Here is a 19,387-nt window from a genome sequence, read left to right as displayed (position 1 = left end):
GCCCGGCGTGGGTCGTGTAACCCGGCCGCCGCCCGGTCGGTGGTTCGGTCGGTGGTTCAGTCGGTGGCCGGCACCACGGCGTCGCCGGGGTGCTCCGGGACCGGCTGGCACCGCGGGCAGAAGTAGTACTCCCGCACGTCCAGCTCCGTGTTGCCCACCTCGGCGCGGACGATGGGCGTCCGGCAGCGCCGGCAGGGCCGCCCCGCCCGCCCGTACACCCAGTTCTCCTCACCGCGCCGGGTGTTGCCGGTGGTGACGATGGCCACCGCGCTCTCCCGGTTCAGCTGCAGCAGCCGGTACGCGCGGTCGACCACTCGGGGCAGGTCCTTGACGTCGGCCACGGCGGTGAGCGGGTGAACGCCGGTGAGGAAGCACACCTCGCAGCGGTAGATGTTGCCGATGCCGGCGAGGTTGCGCTGGTCCAGCAGGGCCTGCCCGATCGTGCGCTCGGGCCGGGACCGGAGCCGCGCGAGCGCCTCGTCGGCGTCCCAGTCGGCCCCGAGCAGGTCCGGACCGAGATAGCCGACGTGGTCCTCCTCCTCCGCGGTGGGGAAGACCTCGAGCTTGCCGAGGGAGAAGCCGACGATCGTGGCCGACTCCGTCCCGAGCACCGCGCGGGCCGAGTACGCCGGCCGCCGCCACCGCCCGTCGACGGGGTAGAGGTGCCAGGAGCCCTCCATCTTCAGGTGGGAATGGACGGTGCTCTCGCCGATCCGCATCAGCAGGTGCTTGCCGCGGGAGACGATCTCGTGCACGGTCTGCCCGGTCAGGTCGACGGTCGCGACGGACGGCACCCGCAGGTCGCAGCGCGTGATCACCTGACCGGCCAGCGCCCGGTTCAGGTTGCGGGCACTGCGCCACACGGTGTCCCCCTCAGGCACGGATCCTCAACCCTCTCGGTGTGGAGTAGAAGCCGGCGCCGGCCAGGGCGGACCCGGTCGGGGTGTCCAGCACGGACCGGCTGTTGACCTTCTCGATGGCGAGCTTGTCCACCGCCCCGCGGCGGACGACGCCGACCAGCGCCTGCGCGGCCAGCGCCAGGACGTCAGGGTCCTCGTCGAACACCAGCAGGGTCTTGCCGCCGCGTTCGACGTACAGCACGAGCACGCCGTCGACGAGCGCGACGAGCGCCCCGGCCTTCCGCCCGGGCCGGTGGCCGGTGCCCTCCAGGGACGGCCAGGCCAGGGCCGAGCCGTAGGGGTTGGCCGGGTCGGTGGCCGCCAGGCAGAGGGCCACCGGGTCGCGCCGCGACACCTCGGTCTCCTCGGAGAAGGAGCGGAGCCGGTCGACCGTGGCGGGCACCGAGAACTGGGCCGCGCCGAGGCCGTCGATGAAGTAGCCGCGCCGGGCCTGGCCCATCTCCTCCAGCCGGCTGAGCACCTTGTAGACGGTGCCGAAGCCGCCGGGCGTGCCCTCGACCGCCACCGAGCCGCGTGTGAGCACGCCGTAGCGGTCCATCAGCAGCTCGGCCATGGCGTGGGCCTGCACCGTCGCGTCCAGCGACGACTCGGGCAGCAGCGACCACCGGCCGGCGGTCGTCGGCAGGGCCGAGGGGCGGGACGTCTGGTTGCGGATCGCCGAGGAGCGCAGGTCCGGGCCCCGGCCCAGCGACGAGTCCCGTCCGACGGCAGCCAGGCCGTCGCGGCCCGGTCGGTGGCCCGAGAGCCGGGCTCGCCCGAAGCGACCGCCGCTCGTGCGGGCACGCGCCGGAGTGCGTTTGGCGGTGTGCGCGGTGTGACCGCCGGCCAGCAGGGACCGGACGGGGGCGTAGGTGTCGTTGCCGACGACCCCGGCCCACACGAGCCCCCACAGCGCGGCGGCGACCTCGTCGTCGGTCGCGGGACGGCCGGCGCCCGTCTCCGGGGACGCGCCGTCGGACGCGTCCGGGGCGACGACGGCGCCCGCGGCTCCGCGCACGGCGTCGGCGAGCTGCCGGAAGAACCAGGCGCCGCCCCGGGTGAGGAAGTCGATGATGGCCTGCTGCAGCCCGGTGGGGACGAACAGGGGCTGCCGGGTGAGGGTGAGGTCGGCCGACTCCGCCAGGTGCAGGCTCAGCCACCCGTCGTTGCCGGCCAGTTCCCCGGCACCGCTGACCAGCACGTCGCCGGTGGCCATCAGCTCGTCGAGCATCGCGGGGGCGTAGTCGGAGACCCGGCCGGCGAGCACCAGCGGCTCCCACGCGCTCGCGGGCACGGGCACCCCGGCGAGCTGGTCCACCACGGTGAGCACCCCGTCCAGGCCGCGCAGGCTCCCGCGGTCCGGGCCGATGTGCTGCCAGGCGGGCAGGAACCGGGCGTACACCGCGGGGGTGACCGGTTCGATGTCGTGCCGCAGTGCCGCGAGCGAGCGGCGGCGGATGCGTCGGAGCACCTCGACGTCGCACCACTCGGTGACTCCGGCCGAGCCGGTGGGCTGCAGGGAGGACGGCCGGAACTCGCCCTCGGCCACCCGGCCCTCGGTGGCAAGCCGGGCGAGGGCGGTGGCGACGACGGCGACGCCGAGGCCGAGGCGCTGCGCGGCCTCCGCGGCGAGGAACGGGCCGTGGGTGCGCGCGAAGCGCCCGACCAGGTCGCCGAGCGGATCCGGCACCGGTTCGATGAAGGCGGTGGGCACGCCCATCGGCAGCGGCACGCCCGCGGCGTCCCGGAGCCGGGCGGCGTCCTCGACGGCCGCGTAGCGGGCGACCCCGGCGATGGTCACCGCGAGGGCGCGGTTGGCGCGGACCAGCTCGTCCGCCCACGCCGTGACGGTGGCGACCGGCGCGGTCGGCGTCGGGGCGGATTCCGGCTCGGCGTCCTCGGACGGGTCGGCACCGGACGCCGGGGCGGAGTTCGCCAGGGCGGCGACGTCCGATGCGGCGCTGCCGGCGGGAGCGCTCCCGGCCGTCGCGGCGGGGTCCTCGGTGCGAGCGGCGAGCTCCTCGGCGGTCAGCGGACCGAGCAGCCGCAGCAGGTCCGCGACCCCTTCCGCGCCGCGCATGCGCCACCCGGGGGCGACGTGCTGCAGCTGCGCCTCGGTCTGCTCGATCACCCCCGGATCGAGCAGCTCGCGCAGTTCGGCCCGGCCCAGCAGCTCGTTCAGCAGGGTCGGGTCCAGCGACAGGGCGGCGGCGCGGCGCTCGGCCAGCGGGCTGTCGCCCTCGTACAGGAACCCGGCGATGTAACCGAACAGCAGCGACCGCGCGAACGGGGACGGCTGCTGGGAGGTCACCTCCATCATCCGCAGCTCCCGGCGGGCGACCTGCGCGCTGAGCGCCTTCAGGGCCGGGACGTCGTACACGTCCTGCAGCACCTCGCGCACGGTCTCGAGGATGATCGGGAACGTCGGGTACTTGCGGGCGACGTCGAGCAGCTGGGCGGAGCGCTGCCGCTGCTGCCACAGCGGGGAGCGTTTGCCGGGGTTGCGGCGGGGCAGCAGCAGCGCGCGGGCGGCGCACTCCCGGAAGCGGGACGCGAACAGGGCGGAGCCGCCCACCTCGGCGGTGATCAGCCCGTCGAGCTCGTCCTCCTCGAAGAGGAACAGCTCGGCCCCGGGCGGGTCGTCCTCCATCATCGGCACCCGGAGGACGATCCCGTCGTCGCTGGCCATCGCGGCGCCGTCGAGGCCGTACCGCTCCTGCAGCCGGGCGCCCACGGCGAGGGCCCACGGCGCATGCACGGGCATCCCGAAGGGGGAGTGCAGCACGATCCGCCAGTCGCCGAGCTCGTCGTGGAACCGTTCGACGACGAGGGTGCGGTCGTCGGGGACCTGGCCGGTGGCCTCCTTCTGCTCCCCGAGGTAGGCCAGCAGGTTGTCGCACGCCCACGTGTCCAGGCCGTTGGCCGTCAGCCGGGCGCGCGCCTCCTCCTCGGGGGCCGCGGACAGCTCCCGGACGAACGCGCCGAGGGCGCGGCCGAGCTCCACCGGGCGTCCGAGTGAGTCGCCCTTCCAGAAGGGCACCTTGCCGGGCTGGCCGAATGCAGGGGAGACGAGCACCCGGTCGTAGGTGATGTCCTCGATCCGCCAGCTGGTGGCCCCGAGGGCGAACACGTCGCCGACGCGGGACTCGTACACCATCTCCTCGTCCAGTTCGCCGACGCGGCGCGGGTTCTTCCCCGCCTCCTCGCCGACGATGAAGACGCCGAAGAGCCCCCGGTCGGGGATGGTGCCACCGCTCGTGACGGCGAGCCGCTGCGCGCCGGGCCGGCCCGTGATGGTGCCCTCGGTGCGATCCCAGACGATGCGCGGCCGCAGCTCGGCGAACTCGTCCGACGGGTAGCGGCCGGCGAGCAGGTCCAGGGTCGCGTCGAACGCGGAGCGCGGCAGCGTGGCGAAGGGGGCGCTGCGGCGGACGGTGTCGAACCACTCCTCGACGTCGATGGTGCCGAGCGCGGAGGCCGCCACCGTCTGCTGCGCGAGGATGTCCAGCGGGTTGGCCGGGATGGTCAGGGACTCGATCGCACCCGCGACCATCCGCTCCACCGTGACGGCGCTGTTGACGAGATCGCCCCGGTGCTTGGGGAACAGCACGCCGCGGGAGATCTCACCGACCTGGTGCCCGGCGCGGCCGACGCGCTGCAGACCGCTGGCCACCGACGGCGGTGACTCGACCTGGACGACCAGGTCCACGGCGCCCATGTCGATGCCCAGTTCCAGGGAGCTGGTGGCGACGACGCAGCGCAGCCGGCCGGACTTCAGGTCGTCCTCGATCAGTGCCCGCTGGTCCTTGCTGACCGAGCCGTGGTGCGCCCGGGCGAGCACGGGTTCGGCGCCGGACGTCGACCCGGCCTGGGCCATCACCTGGGCCGGCGGCGCCGTGGCGGTGCGGGTGCCGCCCTGCGCGCGCTCCTGCGTGCGTCCGGCGGCCCGTTCGGGCAGGGGCTCGCCGTCCGTGCCGGTGGCCCACACCTCCTCCTCGGCCTGCGCGGCGAGCTGGCGGTCCGCGTGGATCTCGTTCAGCCGGGCGGTGAGCCGTTCGGCGAGGCGCCGGGAGTTGGCGAAGACGATGGTCGACCGGTTCGCCTCGATCAGGTCGACGACCTTCTCCTCCACGTGCGGCCAGATGGAGGCCTGCGGCGTCGTGCCGGCGGAGGATCCCTCCATCACCGGGGCGGGCCCGAGTTCCGTCATGTCCTCGACGGGAACGGTGACCGTGAGGTCCCAGGACTTGCCGGACGGTGGCGCGACGATCGTGACGGGGGCGTTGCCTCCGAGGAACCGGGCGACGGTCTCGCGCGGTTGCACGGTCGCGGACAGGCCGATCCGCTGCGCGGGCCGGTCGAGCAGCGCGTCGAGGCGTTCGAGGGTCAGTGCGAGGTGGGCGCCGCGCTTGGTGCCCGCGACGGCGTGCACCTCGTCGATGATCACCGTGTGCACGTCGGTCAGCGTGTCCTTCGCCCGGGAGGTGAGCATCAGGTACAGCGACTCGGGGGTGGTGATGAGGATGTCCGGCGGGTGGGAGAGCAGCTGCCGGCGGTCCGCGGCCGTCGTGTCGCCGCTGCGCACCCCCACGCTGATCTCCGGCGGGGTCTCACCGCGGCCGCGCGCCGTCTGCGTGATGCCGATCAGGGGCGCCCGCAGGTTCCGCTCGACGTCGACGCCGAGGGCCTTCAGCGGGGAGATGTACAGGACGCGGGTGCCGGTGCGACCGTCGTCGTCGGACCCGCCGGACCCGCCGGCCGCAGGCGTGCTCCGCGGGGCGTCGCCGGTGCGGCCGAGGAACGAGTCGAGGGCCCAGAGGAAGGCGGCGAGCGTCTTGCCGGAGCCGGTGGGAGCGACGACGAGCGCGTGCTGGCCGCCGGAGATCGCGTCCCAGGCGCCCTCCTGGGCGGCCGTGGGCGCCGGGAAGGCACCGCGGAACCAGGTGCTGGTCGCGGGGCTGAACCGGTCGAGGACGTCCACGGATCCATCATCCACCCCGCCACCGACAGAACTCGCCGGCGGGGTGGACGGGGGACGGATCAGCGGACGGGCTGGAACGCGCCGACGTGCAGCAGGACGATCTTCGGGTTGCCGCAGGCGTTGGCGGTGTACGGCAGGAACAGGGCGTCGGTGGCGCTCGGCGGGAAGACGCGGAAACCGTCGGCCGGCTGGAGGTTGCACACCTGCCCGTAGTTCTCCGCGCGGGTGATCTGCAGGCGGGCCTGCGCACTCTGACCGGGCTTCAGCGTGATCGCCACGGGCGCCTGGGACGTGTCCCGCTGGGCGGGCACGCCGACCTGCTCACCGGTACCGCCGCCGACGAACGAGACCCCCGGGTAGCCGGCGAGCTTGCAGGCGGCGTCCGAGGTGTTCTTCACCGTCACGCCGGCGTAGATGCTGCCGGCGGCACCGCCGCCGGGCAGGGCCGCAGCGGAGCCGGAGAGCCGGGACGCCGTGCACAGCGGCAGGTCGCCGGCGGACGGGGTCGACGGGGCGGCGGTGGACCCGCTGCTCGCCGGGGCGGACGAGGCGGAGGCCGAGGGGGAGGGCGACGCGGACGCGGACGCCGACGGTGAGCTCGGCGCGGTCGTGGACGCCGGTGCCGCGGACGAGGACCCGCTGACGGAGACCGGTGCCGCGGACGCCGAGGATGCGCTGACGGAGGCTCCCGCGCTGTCGGAGGAGGCGGCGGTGCCGGTGGTGGAGCTGGGGGCGCACGCGCTCAGAGCCAGGGCGACCGCGGTGATCCCCAGAACCACCGCGGACGTCGACTTCTTCGATGTCATGGGTCCAGTGTTCTGGTCCGGCATACCCGGGTCAACGACCGGCGCGTGTCGTTATCGGATGTTCATGCAGGTCGGAGGGCCGTCAGCCGAGATCGTTGGGCCGGCCCATCAGCCAGTCGGGGAGGAAGCGGATCGTGGGGTCGAGGTGCAGCGGCCGGAATCCCAGCTCGAGGAAGAAGGCCTTCCGTACCTCCTGCTCCTCGACGGTGTCGCTCGCATCGGGGCGGACCACGACGGCGCTGCATCCCGCCGCGATGGACTCGCCGACGAAGTGACGCACCAGGGCCGCGCCGATCCCGGTGCGACGGCGCTCGCGGTGCACGAACAGTTCGGCGAGCCAGGATCCGTCCGTGCCGGCGAGGTGCCGCAGGTCGACGAGGGCGTTCCAGTCACGGAACCGGTGGTGGCCGGTGAGGAAGCCGACCAGTCGGCCGTCCAGTTCCGCGACCGTGACCGGCAGGTTCGGGGTCTGCGGACCCAGCGACGCCGTCTTGCCCGGCTTCCAGCCGGCCATCAGGTCCGCCAGCTCGGGGATGTGCCGGGACTCCGGGTGGTAGATGTGCGGTCCGTCGGCCATGCCTCTCCTCCGTCTCGGTCGTGTCCGCCGACGATGCGCCGATGGTCTGAACCGTCCGGGTCCGCCGCCGGGACCCGGACCCGGGTCAGATCGCGGACAGCTGGTGCTGGAGGCCGTCGGCCAGCTCACGGGCGAGGAAGCCGATCGGGCCGACCTCACGGGCGATCCGCTCGCCGGCGGAATTGTGCAGCCAGGTGGCCCACATCCCGGCGGTCTGCGGTGAGGCGCCCCGGGCGAGCAGGCCGGCGGCCGCGCCGACGAGCACGTCGCCGCTGCCGGAGGTGCCCAGGCCCGGACCGCCGGCGCGCACCTCGACCAGGCCGTCGGGACCGGCGACGATGCCGCCGGCGCACACGACCGCACCGAACTTCTCCGCCGTCTCCCGGGCGCCGGTCGCGTCGTCCTTCGGCTCCCGGCCGAGCAGCAGCTCGACCTCCGTCGAGTTCGGGGTGAGCAGCAGGCGGCCGGCGACGGGTTCGGCGAGCTCGGGGTGGTTCGCGAGGGCACCGAGCGCAAAGGCGTCGAGGGCGACGGCGGTGTCCGATGAGAGCCGGGGCAGCAGCCCCTGCAGCATGATCGTCGTCTGGTCGATGTCGGTCAGGCCGGGGCCGATGACGATCGCGTCGGCGTCCTCCTCGAGCAGGGTGTCGGCGCAGTCGCCCAGGACCGAGCCGTCGTCGTCCTCGGGCAGTCCCACGACGCCGGCCTCGGGGAAGGAGACGGCGACGACGGGGGAGACCGACGCGGCCATCGCCAGGGTCAGCCGTCCGGCGCCGACGCGCAGGGCGGCGAGGCCGGTGAGCGCGGCGGCGCCCGGGGTCCGGCGGGAACCGCCGACCACGAGGACGGACCCGCGCTGGCGCTTGCCTCCGCTCGCCGTCGGCAGCGGGTGGCGTCGCAGCAGACGCGGGGTGACGGGGTCAGGGCGTCGTGTCATCGGACTCTCCGCTGTGCCGGGTGACGGCGGCGTCGTGCCGCTCGAGGTGGGCGACGTCGTTGACGAGGACGGCCCGCCAGTCCGGGCCGGTGCCGGAGCCGTCGTCGACGCGCTCCAGCACGGTCACGGCCGCGTTCGGCATCGGGTTCACGCGGGCGTCCTCGAGCAGGTCCGCCTCCTCGATCCGCTCGCACACGTAGCGGATGAGCGAGATCACGGCGTCGTGGCACACGATCATCACGGTCTCGGCGTCCGTCGCCTCGACGTCGGCCAGCACGGACCGGATCCTCAGGGCGACGTCCGCCCAGGACTCCCCGCCGGGCGCCCGGTAGTAGAACTTGCCGAGGTACTGCCGGCGGTCCGCCTCGTCCGGGTACAGGGAGCGCACGCCCCGGCCGGTCAGGGCGTCGAGGATGCCCAGCTCCCGGTCCCGGAGCCGCTCGTCGACCCGCGGCGTCAGGTCCAGGCCCGCGGTGTCCAGCGCGATCGCGGTGGTCTGCCGCGCCCGCACGTAGGGCGAGACCCAGATCGCGTCGGGCGTGAAGGCCGCGTCGTCCGTTGCCTGATCTCCGGACGCGAGGTGGTGTCCCAGCGCCTCGGCCTGCTCCCGGCCGGTCGGGGAGAGCTCGACGTCGGCGTCCCGGGCCGGCACGGCGATCCGGTCGGCGCCGGCGGCGTCGGCCTCGGCGACCGCCCGGTTCGCCTCGCTCTCGCCGTGCCGCGCCAGGATCAGCCGCCGCACCCGGGACGGCACGGTCACCGCCCGCCCTCGATCTTCCGGGCGCGCTGCTCCTGGCCGGGGACGCCGTACGGGTAGTCGGGCCACGTGGGATCGCTCGCGGCGGTCAGCACGCCCAGGTCGTCCTCGGTCAGCACCAGGTCCGCGGCCCCGAGGTTGTCGTGCAGCTGCTCGAGGGAGCGGGCGCCGAGGATGACGGAGGTGACCGCCGGGGCGGCGGCGAGCCAGGCGAGCGCCACCTGGGCGGGGCTGACGTCGTGGTCCTTCGCGATGCCGGTGACGGCGTCGATGACCCGCCACGTGCGCTCGTCCGCGTTGCGCGCCTCGTACGCCTCCATGCCGCGCTTCGGGTTCTCGCCCAGGCGGCTGGTACCGGTCGGCGCGGTGTCCCGCTGGTACTTGCCGGTCAGCCAGCCGCCGGCCAGCGGCGACCAGGGCAGCAGGCCGATGCCGGCGTCGAGCGCCGCGGGCACGATCTCCGCCTCGATGCCGCGCACGAGCAGGTTGTACTGCGGCTGCAGGGTGACCGGCGGGTGCCAGCCGTGCGCCTTCGCCACGTGGACGGCCTTCGTCAGCTGCCAGCCGGTGTAGTTGGAGAAGCCGTAGTAGCCGATGTGCCCGGCGGTGACGGCGTCGTCGAGGAACTGCAGGGTCTCCTCGAGCGGGGTGATCGGGTCCCAGGCGTGCATCTGGTACAGGTCGATGTGGTCGACCTGGAGCCGGCGCAGCGAGTCCTCGAGCGCCCGGCGCAGGTGCCGTCGGGAGGTGCCGAGGTCGTTCGGGCCCTCGCCCATCGGGAAGCGGCCCTTGGTGGCGAGGACGACGCGGTCCCGGCGGGCGTGGTCGGCGGCGAACCAGGCGCCGATGATCTCCTCGGAGGTGCCGCGGGTGTAGACGTCGGCGGTGTCGATGAAGGTGCCGCCGCCGTCGACGAAGACGTCGAGAAGGGCGTGCGACGTCTCGACGTCGGCCTCCGCCCCGAAGGTCATGGTGCCGAGGGCGTAGGAGGAGACGACGGCGCCGCTGCTCCCGAGTGTGCGGTATTCCATGAGATGTCCCTTCGAGGGTCCGATCGATGGTGGCCGCACCCGGCCTTCCTCAGGTCACGACACTCCTCCCACGCTATACCGTGTCATCTGGGTCACAACGGGGCGGGGGGCTCCGTCGCCGGAGAGGCACCTCCTCGGGAACGCACGAAGGGCCCCGACCGTGTGGTCGGAGCCCTTCGCAGATGCGTCGCATCAGATGGCGGTGACGGTGGGATTTGAACCCACGTTGGCTTTGACACCAAACAACATTTCGAGTGTTGCACCTTCGGCCGCTCGGACACGTCACCAACCCGGACACTGTACCGGCTGGGCGGCTCCGGAGACGAATCGGCGCGGGTCTCACCGGTGCGCGGCGAAGAAGTCCCGCAGCAGGGCGGCGCACTCCTGCTCCCGGACCCGGGGGTAGACCTCCACCCAGTGGTTCAATCGGCGCTCGCGCAGCACCTCGAACACGGATCCGGCGGCGCCCGCCTTATCGTCCCAGGCCCCGAAGACGACGCGGGGGATGCGCGCGAGCACGGTGGCCCCGGCGCACATCGCGCACGGCTCCAGGGTGACGACGAGGGTGCAGTCCTCCAGCCGCCAGCGGCCGAGCCGCGCCGCCGCCGCACGGATCGCGAGCACCTCGGCGTGGGCGGTCGGGTCGGCGTCGGCCTCCCGCCGGTTGTGGCCCGCGCCGAGTACGGTGCCGTCCGGACCGACGACGACGGCGCCGATCGGCACGTCGTCGTGCGCCAGGGCCGCGGCCGCCTCCGTCAGGGCCAACCCCATCCACGCGTCATGGCGCTCACGTGCGACGTGAGAGGGGGCGGGCAGCGGCATGAGGCCATTGTGCCCGCTGATAGTTTGGGCACCATGCGCGTCAGCCTCGTCGACCACCCCCTCGTCGCCCACAAACTCTCGGTGCTCCGCGACCAGAGCACCAACTCGCCGGTCTTCCGGCAGCTGACCGAGGAACTGGTGACGCTGCTGGCCTACGAGGCCACGCGCAACGTCCGGGTGCACGACGTTGAGGTGACCACGCCCGTCGCGACCACCACGGGCACCGGGCTGGACAAGCCGACCCCGCTCGTCGTGCCGATCCTGCGCGCGGGCCTCGGCATGCTCGAGGGCATGACGCGGCTGGTGCCCACCGCCGAGGTCGGCTTCCTCGGCATGGCCCGCAACGAGCAGACCCTCGAGGCCGTGACCTACGCCGAGCGCCTGCCCGACGACCTGACCGGCCGCCAGGTGTTCGTCCTCGACCCGATGCTCGCCACCGGCGGCACCCTGCGCGAGGCGATCAACTTCCTCTTCGCCCGCGGCGCGGAGGACGTCACCTGCATCTGCCTCCTGGCCGCGCCCGAGGGTCTGGCCGCGCTCGAGGAGAAGCTCGGCGACAACGACCGGGTCACCATCGTGCTCGCCTCGATCGACGAGAAGCTCGACGAGAACGGCTACATCGTGCCGGGCCTCGGGGACGCCGGCGACCGCCTCTACGGCGTCGTCGACTGACACGTCCCTCCCCGTTCCCTCTTCGCCAGCTCGTCAATAGATGCTCCATCGAGGCGCTCGCAACCGCTTGCGTCGACATCTATTGACGAGCTGGCGTGGGTTGGGCGCCGCCGCCGGTGGTTCCGTCGGGGGCCGGTGACAGACTGAGCGCGTGCTCCTCGATGACCTCGTCACCACCGCCGCGACCGTCACCGCCACCCGCTCCCGCCTGGCCAAGGTCGACGCGCTCGCGGACCTGCTCCGCCGTCTGGAGCCCGACGACGTCGCGCCCGCCGTCGGCTTCCTGATCGGCCGGCCACGGCAGGGCCGGGTCGGGGTCGGCTACCGCAGCATCGGCGCGATCACGGGCGATCCCGCCGCCGCATCGACGTTGACGGTCGCCGACCTCGACGCCTTCCTCGACCGGTTGCTGACGACGACGGGCTCCGGCTCCGACGCGGTCCGCGCCCGCGACCTGGCCGGCCTGATGACGCGGGCGACGGCCGGCGAGCAGGACTTCATCGCCCGCGTCCTGCTCGGCGAGGTCCGTACCGGAGCGCTGGAGGGCGTGCTCACCGATGCGATCGTCGCCGCCTCCGGCCACCCGGCGGCCCTCGTGCGGCGCGCCGTGATGCTCTCCGGCGACCTCGGCGGCACCGCCCGCCTCGCGCTCACCGACGGCGAGGAGGCGCTCGCCGCCGTCGGGCTCGTCGTCGGCCGCCCGGTGCTGCCCATGCTCGCCGCGACCGCGGCCACCCCGACCGACGCGCTGACCACGACGGCGGAGGCGTCCGTGGAGTACAAGCTCGACGGCGCCCGCATCCAGGTGCACCGCGCCGGCGACGACGTGCACGTCTTCACCCGGAGTCTGGCCGAGGTGACGGACCGGCTGCCCGACGTGGTCGACGCCGTCCGGGCGCTGCCCGTGCGCGACGTCATCCTCGACGGCGAGACCCTGGCCCTCGACGAGGCCGGTGCGCCCCGACCGTTCCAGCAGACGATGTCGCGCTTCGGCACGATGGCCGACTCCGCGACGGCGCGCGAGACGGTGCTGACGCCGTGGTTCTTCGACGTCCTGCACGTGGACGGGCGCGATCTGCTCGACGAACCGCTGTCCGTCCGGATCGCCGAACTGCAGCGCATCGCCCCGGAGCTCCGGGTGCCCGGGACCGTCACGGACGACGCCGCGACCGCCGAGCAGGTCGCTGCCGACGCGCTCGCCGCCGGACAGGAAGGCGTCGTGGTCAAGGCGATCGATTCGCCCTACGCCGCCGGCCGGCGCGGGTCGAGCTGGATCAAGGTCAAACCGGTGCACACCTACGACCTCGTCGTCCTGGCCTGCGAATGGGGATCCGGCCGGCGGGAGGGGTGGCTGTCCAACCTGCACCTGGGAGCGCTGGACCCGGACGGGGAGTTCGGCGAGCCGGGCGGGTACGTGATGGTCGGCAAGACGTTCAAGGGGCTGACCGACGAGTTGCTGCGCTGGCAGACCGAACGGTTCCAGGCGATCGAGACCCGCCGCACGGCGCAGACCGTGTACGTCGAGCCCGTCACGGTCGTCGAGATCGCCATCGACGGCGTGCAGTCCTCGACCCGCTACACCGGCGGAGTCGCGCTGCGCTTCGCCCGGGTGAAGCGGTACCGCGAGGACAAGCAGCCGGGGGACGCCGACACCATCGGCACGCTGCGATCCCTGCTCCGGGAGTAGCACCCGCCCCACCTGGGGCCAGCTCGTCGATAGATGTCGACGCAAGCGGTTGCGCCGGCCCGGATGGGACACCTATTGACGAGCTGGCCTGCGGTGACGGAGCGTGGGGACATGTCCAGCAGAGGCGATTTCGGCGATCCGGTGGTGCTCGACGTGGACGGGTTCGACGTCCGGCTCTCCAGCCCCGACCGGATCTACTTCGCCGCGCGCGGGGAGACCAAGCGGGACCTGGCGGCGTACTACCGCAGCGTCGGGCCCGGCATCGTGCGTGCGCTGCGGGACCGCCCGTGCATGCTGCACCGGTTCCCCGACGGCGCGGCCGGGAAGAAGGTGCACCAGAAGCGGCTGCCGCGGGGTGCCCCGCCGTGGGTGGAGACCGTGCGCCTGCACTTCCCGCGCTGGAACCTGCACGCCGACGAGCTGTGCGTGACGAAGCTGGCCGACGTCGTCTGGGCCGTGCAGATGAGCACCGTCGAGTTCCACCCGTGGAACAGCCGCCGCGCGGACACCGAGAAGCCCGACGAATGGCGCATCGACATCGACCCGATGCCGGACGCGACCTGGGCGGACGTGCGGAAGACCGCGCACGTCGCGCACGAGATCCTCGACGAGCTCGGCGCCACCGGCTGGCCCAAGACCAGCGGCGGGGACGGCCTGCACGTCTACGTCCGGATCGCGCCCGAGCACGGGTTCGGCGACGTCCGCCGCGGTGCCCTCGCGTTCGCCCGGGAGGTCGAGCGGCGGTTGCCCGAGGACGTGACGACGACCTGGTGGCGCAAGGACCGCGACCCGTCCGCGGTCTTCGTCGACTTCAACCAGAACGCCCGCGACCACACGATCGCGTGCGCCTACTCGGTGCGCGGCAACGACGTCGGCACGGTCTCGGCGCCGCTGCGCTGGGACGAGATCGACGACGCCGAGCCGGGCGACTTCACCATCGCGACGATGCCGGCCCGGTTCGCCGAGCTCGGCGATCTGCACGAGGGCATCGACGACGCCGTCTTCGACATCGCCCCGCTGCTGGAGTGGGCGGACCGCGACGAGGCCGCCGGCAAGGAGACCCCGCCGGAACCCGAGGAGGGCGCAAAGCCCTGACGGCCGGAGGAGCGGCCCCGGGAACGAGACAGGCCGGTGACGGGCCGCCCGAAAGGCGACGGCGTCACCGGCTTGGGCGCGCCGGAACAGACGGACTACAGCGTCACGTCGTTCTTCTGCGCGTACTCCTCGGCCGACAGCAGCGGGCCCTCCGTCTCCACCTCGACGGTGAAGAGCCAGCCGGCGCCGTACGGGTCCTCGTTGACCAGGGCGGGGTTGTCGGCGACGTCGTCGTTGACGGTCGTGACCGTGCCGGTGACGGGGGAGTAGAGGTCGGAGACGCTCTTGGTGGACTCGATCTCGCCGCAGGTCTCGCCCGCGGTCACGGTGGCGCCCACCTCGGGCAGGTCGACGTAGACGACGTCACCGAGCGCGTCGGCGGCGACCTTCGAGACGCCCACCTTCGCGGGGGCCGCGTCGGTGTCGATCCACTCGTGTTCCTCGGAATAGCGCAGGCCGGTCTGCACAGCAGTGCTCATGGGGTTCCTCTGTTCGTGCGGGCGGGGAAGGCGGGGGAGGACTACTGTGCGCGCCGGTAGAACGGCAGGGCGACGACCTCGAACGGTTCGGCCTTGCCGCGCAGGTCCACGTCCAGGCGGGTGCCCGGTTCGGCCAGGGCGACGTCGACGTAGGCCATCGCGACCGGATACCCGAGGGTGGGGCTGGGCTGGCCGGAGGTGACCTCGCCGACCTGCGCGCCGTCCTGCAGCACCGCGTAGTGGGAGCGGGCGGACCGGCGGCCGAGGCCCTTCAGCCCGACCAGCCGCCGGCCGGAGGTGACGCCCTCGCCGGCGTCCTTCGCCGCCTGCAGCGCGGTGCGGCCGACGAACTCGTCCTCCTTGGACGTCAGGGCGACGATACCGCCGAGGCCGGCCGCGAACGGGGTGCGCTCGCGGGAGAGCTCGTTGCCGAAGAGCGGCATCCCGGCCTCCAAACGCAGGGAGTCCCGCGCCGCCAGGCCGCACGGCACGAGTCCCTGGTCCTCGCCGGCGGTCCGGAGCGCGGCCCACAGCCCGGCCGCGTCGTCGTTCGCGAGGAACAGCTCGAACCCGTCCTCACCCGTGTACCCGGTGCGGGCCAGCAGCACGGGCACCCCCGCGGCGGTGACCCGCACGGCCGCGTAGTACCGCAGGTCCGTGACGGCCTGCGCCTGCTCCGCCGGGACGACGGCGCGGACGATGGCCTCCGCGTTCGGGCCCTGGACGGCGATCAGCGAGGTCTGCGCCGAGACGTCGGTCAGCGTCACACCGTCGGCCTCGATGCCCGTGAACCCGGCCAGCCGGGTCGACAATTCCGACGCGACGGTGGCCGCGTTGCCCGCGTTCGGCACGACGAGGTACTCGTCCTCGCCGAGCCGGTAGACGATCAGGTCGTCGATGATGCCGCCGTCCTCGGCGCAGATCAGCGAGTACTTCGCCCTGCCGACGGCGACCGCGGACAGCTTCCCCACCAGCGCGTGGTCGAGGAACGCGCCGGCGCGCGGCCCGTGCACCTGGATCTCGCCCATGTGGGAGAGATCGAACAGGCCCGCGGTGGAGCGGACCGCCCGGTGCTCGGCGAGCTCCGAGCCGTACTTCAGCGGCATCTGCCAGCCGCCGAAGTCGGTGAAGGAGGCGCCGAGCTCGGCGTGGATGCCGTACAGCGCGGTGAAGCGCTGGGTGGGAACGGTGGTGGTCTCGGTCATGGGAGTACTCCGTCGGAGAAGGGTCGGCGTGAGGGGTCGAGGCAGCGGTTCGAGAACGTCAGTTCTCGAACGCGCTCAGCGGCGGGCAGGCGCAGACCAGGTTGCGGTCCCCGCCGGCGCCGTCGATGCGGCCGACCGGAGCGAAGTACTTGTCCTGCGTGCGGGTCGCGCCGGGGAAGGCGGCCTGCTCGCGGGTGTAGGGACGATCCCAGTCGCTGGTGACGACGGCGGCCGCGGTGTGCGGGGCGCGGCGCAGCGGGGACTCGGCGACGGCCACGGTGCCCTCGGCCACCGCGTCGATCTCGGCGCGGATGGCGACCATCGCGTCGACGAACCGGTCCAGCTCGGCCAGGTCCTCCGACTCGGTCGGCTCCACCATCAGGGTGCCGGCCACCGGGAACGAGAGCGTCGGCGCGTGGAAGCCGAAGTCGATCAGCCGCTTTGCCACGTCCTCGGCGGTGACGCCGGTGCGCGCGGTCAGCTCCCGCAGGTCGAGGATGCACTCGTGGGCCACCAGGCCGGCCTCGCCCGTGTAGAGCACGGGGAAGTGCTCGTTCAGGCGCCGGGCCACGTAGTTGGCCGCGAGCAGCGCCGACGTCGTCGCCTCGGTCAGTCCGTCGCCGCCCATGAGCTTGATGTACGCCCAGGAGATCGGCAGCACGCCGGCCGAGCCGTAGAGCGAGGCGGACACCGGGATGCCGACGCCGTCGTCGCCGACGTTCCACGTCGCCGCGTCCCCGGGCAGGAACGGCGCGAGGTGTTCGCGCACCGCCACCGGGCCGACGCCGGGGCCGCCGCCGCCGTGGGGGATGCAGAACGTCTTGTGCAGGTTCAGGTGGGAGACGTCGCCGCCGAACCGGCCCGGCCGGGCGAGGCCGACGAGGGCGTTCATGTTCGCGCCGTCGATGTACACCTGCCCGCCGGCCTCGTGCACGGCGTCGCACACCTCGCGGACGTCGGCGTCGTAGACGCCGTGCGTGGAGGGGTAGGTGATCATGATCGCGGCGAGCGTGTCCCGGTTCGCCTCGATCTTCGCGGCCAGGTCGTCGTGCTCGATCTCGCCGTTCTCGGCGGTGGCGACGACGACGACCTTCAGGCCGGCGAGGACCGCGGAGGCGGCGTTGGTGCCGTGCGCCGAGGCGGGGATCAGGCACACGGTGCGCTGGTCGTCACCGCGGCTGACGTGGTACCCGCGGATCGCCAGCAGCCCGGCGAGCTCGCCCTGCGAGCCGGCATTGGGCTGGATGGACACCCGGTCGTACCCGGTGATGGTCGCGAGATCCGCCTCCAGCTCGCCGATCAGCTCGCGCCAGCCGGCGGTCTGGCTGTCCGGGGCGAACGGGTGGATGCCGGCGAATTCGGGCCACGTGATGGCCTCCATCTCGACGGTCGCGTTCAGCTTCATGGTGCAGGAGCCGAGCGGGATCATGGTGCGGTCCAGCGCCAGGTCCCGGTCGGAGAGGCGGCGCAGGTAGCGCATCATCTGCGTCTCGGAGCGGTAGGTGTGGAACACCGGGTGCGTCAGGTAGTCGCTGGACCGGCGCGCCGCGGCCGGCAGCGCGAACGCTGCGTCGGGCGCGGGGGCGGCGTCCAGCTCCGCGCCGAACGCGCGGGCGACGACGACGACGTGCTTGCCGATGGTCAGCTCGTCGCAGGAGATGCCGACGGTGTCCGCGTCGACGCGGCGCAGGTTGACACCCTCGCGCTCGGCCGCGGCGATGACCTCGTCGGCCTGACCCGGCACGGACGCGGTGATGGTGTCGAAGAAGCTCGTGTGGGCGACCGTCACTCCGGCCTGCCGGAGCGCGGTGGCCATCTCGCGGGCGTGGCCGTGCACGCGCTCGGCGATCGCCTTGAGCCCCTCGGGGCCGTGGTAGACCGCGTACATGCCGGCGACGATGGCGAGCAGCGCCTGTGCGGTGCAGATGTTCGACGTCGCCTTCTCGCGGCGGATGTGCTGCTCGCGGGTCTGCAGGGCGAGGCGGTAGGCGGGCGTGCCGGCGTCGTCCTTCGAGACGCCCACCAGCCGGCCGGGCAGCTGCCGCTCCAGGCCCCGGTGGACGGCGATGAACGCGGCGTGCGGGCCGCCGTAGAACAGCGGGACGCCGAAGCGCTGGGCGGACCCGACGGCGATGTCGGCGCCCTGCTCCCCGGGGGAGGTGATCAGGGTCAGGGCGAGCAGGTCCGCGGCGACGGTGACCATCGCGCCCCGCTCCTTCGCGGCGGCGATCAGCTCGGTGGCGATCTCGACGCGGCCGGAGGCGCCGGGCTGCTGCAGCACGATGCCGTTGATCGGGCCCTCGGGCAGGCCGGCGGAGAGGTCGGCGACGACGGCGTCGAAGCCGAGCGCCTTCGCGCGGCCGGTGACGACGGCGATGGTCTGCGGGAACAGGTCGGCGTCGAGGACCGTGATGCCGTTCTTCGCGTCCTTGTTCTTGTTCGCCCGGCGCATCAGCAGCACGGCCTCGGCGACGGCGGTGGCCTCGTCGAGGAGGGAGGCGTTGGCGATGGGCAGCCCGGTCAGATCGGCGACCGCGGTCTGGAAGTTCAGCAGCGCCTCGAGCCGGCCCTGGGAGATCTCGGGCTGGTACGGCGTGTAGGCGGTGTACCAGGCGGGGTTCTCGACGATGGTGCGGCGGATCACCGGCGGGGTGACGGTGTCGTAGTAGCCCTGCCCGATCATCTGCACCCGCTGGACGTTCTTGCTCGCCAGCGCGCGGAGGGCGGCGAGGGCGTCGGACTCGCTCAGGGCGGCACCGAGCTCGAGCGGCTGGTCCTGCTTGATGCTGTCGGGGACGGCGATCGCGGCCAGCGCCTCGACCGAGTCGAGATCGATGGCGTTGAGCATGTGCTTGACGTGCTCGTCGCGACGGGCGCCGATGTGGCGGTCGACGAAGGCCGTGGGGGTGGACGAGATCATGAGGAACTCCGGAGGTCGGTCAGCCGGCGCGTGCCGGTACGGACGGGTCCCTCCCCGCTCTGTATCGGACCTGAGAGATTCCGCCGGGCCCAGGATGATCGACCTGGGCCGGCTTGCACCGTCGGTGAGCCCGTGGGGGCTGCTTTCCAGAGGTGGCTCGCCACGGCGGTACAGGTGCCTGAGAGATTCCCGGGGAGGAAATTGCTCCTTCGGCGCCCACGGATGCGGGACTCTCCCGCCGCGGATCACAGCCTGCCGGACGACACCCGTTGGCGGCGGGGCGTCCTGCGTCACATCAGGATACTCGACCGGGTGTTTCGGCGGGATGAACGCGGCCCCGCCATCCCGAGACCCTGCCAGCTCGTCAATAGATGTGGTGTTCAGGGAGGTTGGTCAGTCGGGTGATGGGTGGTTGGCCTCCGGTTGCGGTGTGGGGTCGATGGTGATTGTAGAAGTGGAGCCAGCCCGGTAGGGCTTCTCGTCGTTCGGTTTCGGTGGGGTAGAAGCGGGCGTAGGCCC

General features: G+C 73.1%; 15 protein-coding genes, 1 tRNA gene and 1 riboswitch. Of the genes, 3 read left to right on the top strand and 13 right to left on the bottom strand.

Annotated elements, in window-relative coordinates; translation table 11 throughout:
• Positions 1-56: 56 nt before the first annotated feature.
• The 9 genes from BGP79_RS11170 to tadA form a co-directional block, all read right to left on the bottom strand.
• Positions 57-881 carry a DNA-formamidopyrimidine glycosylase family protein gene (locus BGP79_RS11170; RefSeq protein ID WP_076695557.1) on the bottom strand — a complete coding sequence of 275 codons (825 nt, stop codon included), beginning with the start codon at positions 879-881 and terminating at the stop codon, positions 57-59.
• Positions 874-5,880 (bottom strand): DEAD/DEAH box helicase, encoded by a 5,007-nt coding sequence (locus BGP79_RS11165; protein WP_233121438.1) that lies wholly within the window; start codon positions 5,878-5,880, stop codon positions 874-876. Before BGP79_RS11165 ends, BGP79_RS11170 begins: the two co-directional genes overlap by 8 nt.
• Positions 5,881-5,939: 59 nt before the next feature.
• Positions 5,940-6,686 carry a DUF4232 domain-containing protein gene (locus BGP79_RS11160; RefSeq protein ID WP_143588401.1) on the bottom strand — a complete coding sequence of 249 codons (747 nt, stop codon included), beginning with the start codon at positions 6,684-6,686 and terminating at the stop codon, positions 5,940-5,942.
• 82 nt (positions 6,687-6,768) lie between these two features.
• Complete coding sequence (locus BGP79_RS11155; protein WP_076695551.1) at positions 6,769-7,263, bottom strand: GNAT family N-acetyltransferase; 495 nt, start codon at positions 7,261-7,263, stop codon at positions 6,769-6,771.
• 85 nt (positions 7,264-7,348) lie between these two features.
• On the bottom strand, positions 7,349-8,200 hold the full coding sequence (locus BGP79_RS11150; protein WP_076695549.1) for an ADP/ATP-dependent (S)-NAD(P)H-hydrate dehydratase: 852 nt from the start codon (positions 8,198-8,200) through the stop codon (positions 7,349-7,351).
• Entirely contained in the window at positions 8,184-8,960 is a 777-nt protein-coding gene (locus tag BGP79_RS11145) for a histidine phosphatase family protein (RefSeq protein ID WP_076695547.1), read from the bottom strand. The genes BGP79_RS11150 and BGP79_RS11145 overlap by 17 nt, the downstream gene beginning before the upstream one ends.
• Positions 8,957-9,988, bottom strand: a complete 1,032-nt coding sequence (locus tag BGP79_RS11140) for an aldo/keto reductase (protein WP_076695545.1) — start codon at positions 9,986-9,988, stop codon at positions 8,957-8,959. Before BGP79_RS11140 ends, BGP79_RS11145 begins: the two co-directional genes overlap by 4 nt.
• 197 nt (positions 9,989-10,185) lie before the next feature.
• Positions 10,186-10,275 (bottom strand) — tRNA-Ser (locus tag BGP79_RS11135).
• Between the two features lie 52 nt (positions 10,276-10,327).
• Positions 10,328-10,810 (bottom strand): tRNA adenosine(34) deaminase TadA, encoded by a 483-nt coding sequence (tadA, locus tag BGP79_RS11130; RefSeq protein ID WP_076695543.1) that lies wholly within the window; start codon positions 10,808-10,810, stop codon positions 10,328-10,330.
• Positions 10,811-10,843: 33 nt separating this feature from the next.
• On the opposite strand from tadA, the gene upp reads away from it, so the two are divergent.
• The 3 genes from upp (at position 10,844) to ligD (ending at position 14,264) form a co-directional block, all read left to right on the top strand.
• A complete protein-coding gene (gene upp / locus BGP79_RS11125; RefSeq protein WP_076695541.1) occupies positions 10,844-11,482 on the top strand; it encodes a uracil phosphoribosyltransferase in 639 nt (212 codons plus the stop codon).
• A 151-nt stretch (positions 11,483-11,633) separates the two neighbouring features.
• Positions 11,634-13,169 (top strand): ATP-dependent DNA ligase, encoded by a 1,536-nt coding sequence (locus BGP79_RS11120; protein ID WP_076695539.1) that lies wholly within the window; start codon positions 11,634-11,636, stop codon positions 13,167-13,169.
• Between the two features lie 111 nt (positions 13,170-13,280).
• Positions 13,281-14,264, top strand: a complete 984-nt coding sequence (ligD, locus tag BGP79_RS11115; RefSeq protein WP_076695537.1) for a non-homologous end-joining DNA ligase — start codon at positions 13,281-13,283, stop codon at positions 14,262-14,264.
• 95 nt (positions 14,265-14,359) lie between these two features.
• Here the strand turns inward: ligD and gcvH are convergent, their stop codons facing one another.
• From gcvH to BGP79_RS11095, 4 genes are all read right to left on the bottom strand, one after another.
• On the bottom strand, positions 14,360-14,743 hold the full coding sequence (gene gcvH / locus BGP79_RS11110) for a glycine cleavage system protein GcvH (RefSeq protein WP_076695535.1): 384 nt from the start codon (positions 14,741-14,743) through the stop codon (positions 14,360-14,362).
• 41 nt (positions 14,744-14,784) lie between these two features.
• On the bottom strand, positions 14,785-15,948 hold the full coding sequence (gene gcvT / locus BGP79_RS11105) for a glycine cleavage system aminomethyltransferase GcvT (protein WP_076695533.1): 1,164 nt from the start codon (positions 15,946-15,948) through the stop codon (positions 14,785-14,787).
• Positions 15,949-16,006: 58 nt separating this feature from the next.
• On the bottom strand, positions 16,007-18,868 hold the full coding sequence (gene gcvP / locus BGP79_RS11100) for an aminomethyl-transferring glycine dehydrogenase (RefSeq protein WP_076695531.1): 2,862 nt from the start codon (positions 18,866-18,868) through the stop codon (positions 16,007-16,009).
• A 156-nt stretch (positions 18,869-19,024) separates the two neighbouring features.
• A riboswitch (glycine riboswitch) is annotated at positions 19,025-19,116 on the bottom strand.
• 116 nt (positions 19,117-19,232) lie between these two features.
• The coding region (locus tag BGP79_RS11095) for an integrase core domain-containing protein (RefSeq protein WP_143588400.1) at positions 19,233-19,387 on the bottom strand (155 nt) is incomplete at its 5' end.

This window comes from Tersicoccus sp. Bi-70, assembly GCF_001968825.1.
In the GTDB taxonomy this organism is placed as follows: domain Bacteria; phylum Actinomycetota; class Actinomycetes; order Actinomycetales; family Micrococcaceae; genus Tersicoccus.
This window is presented reverse-complemented; position numbering and strand designations above follow the sequence as displayed.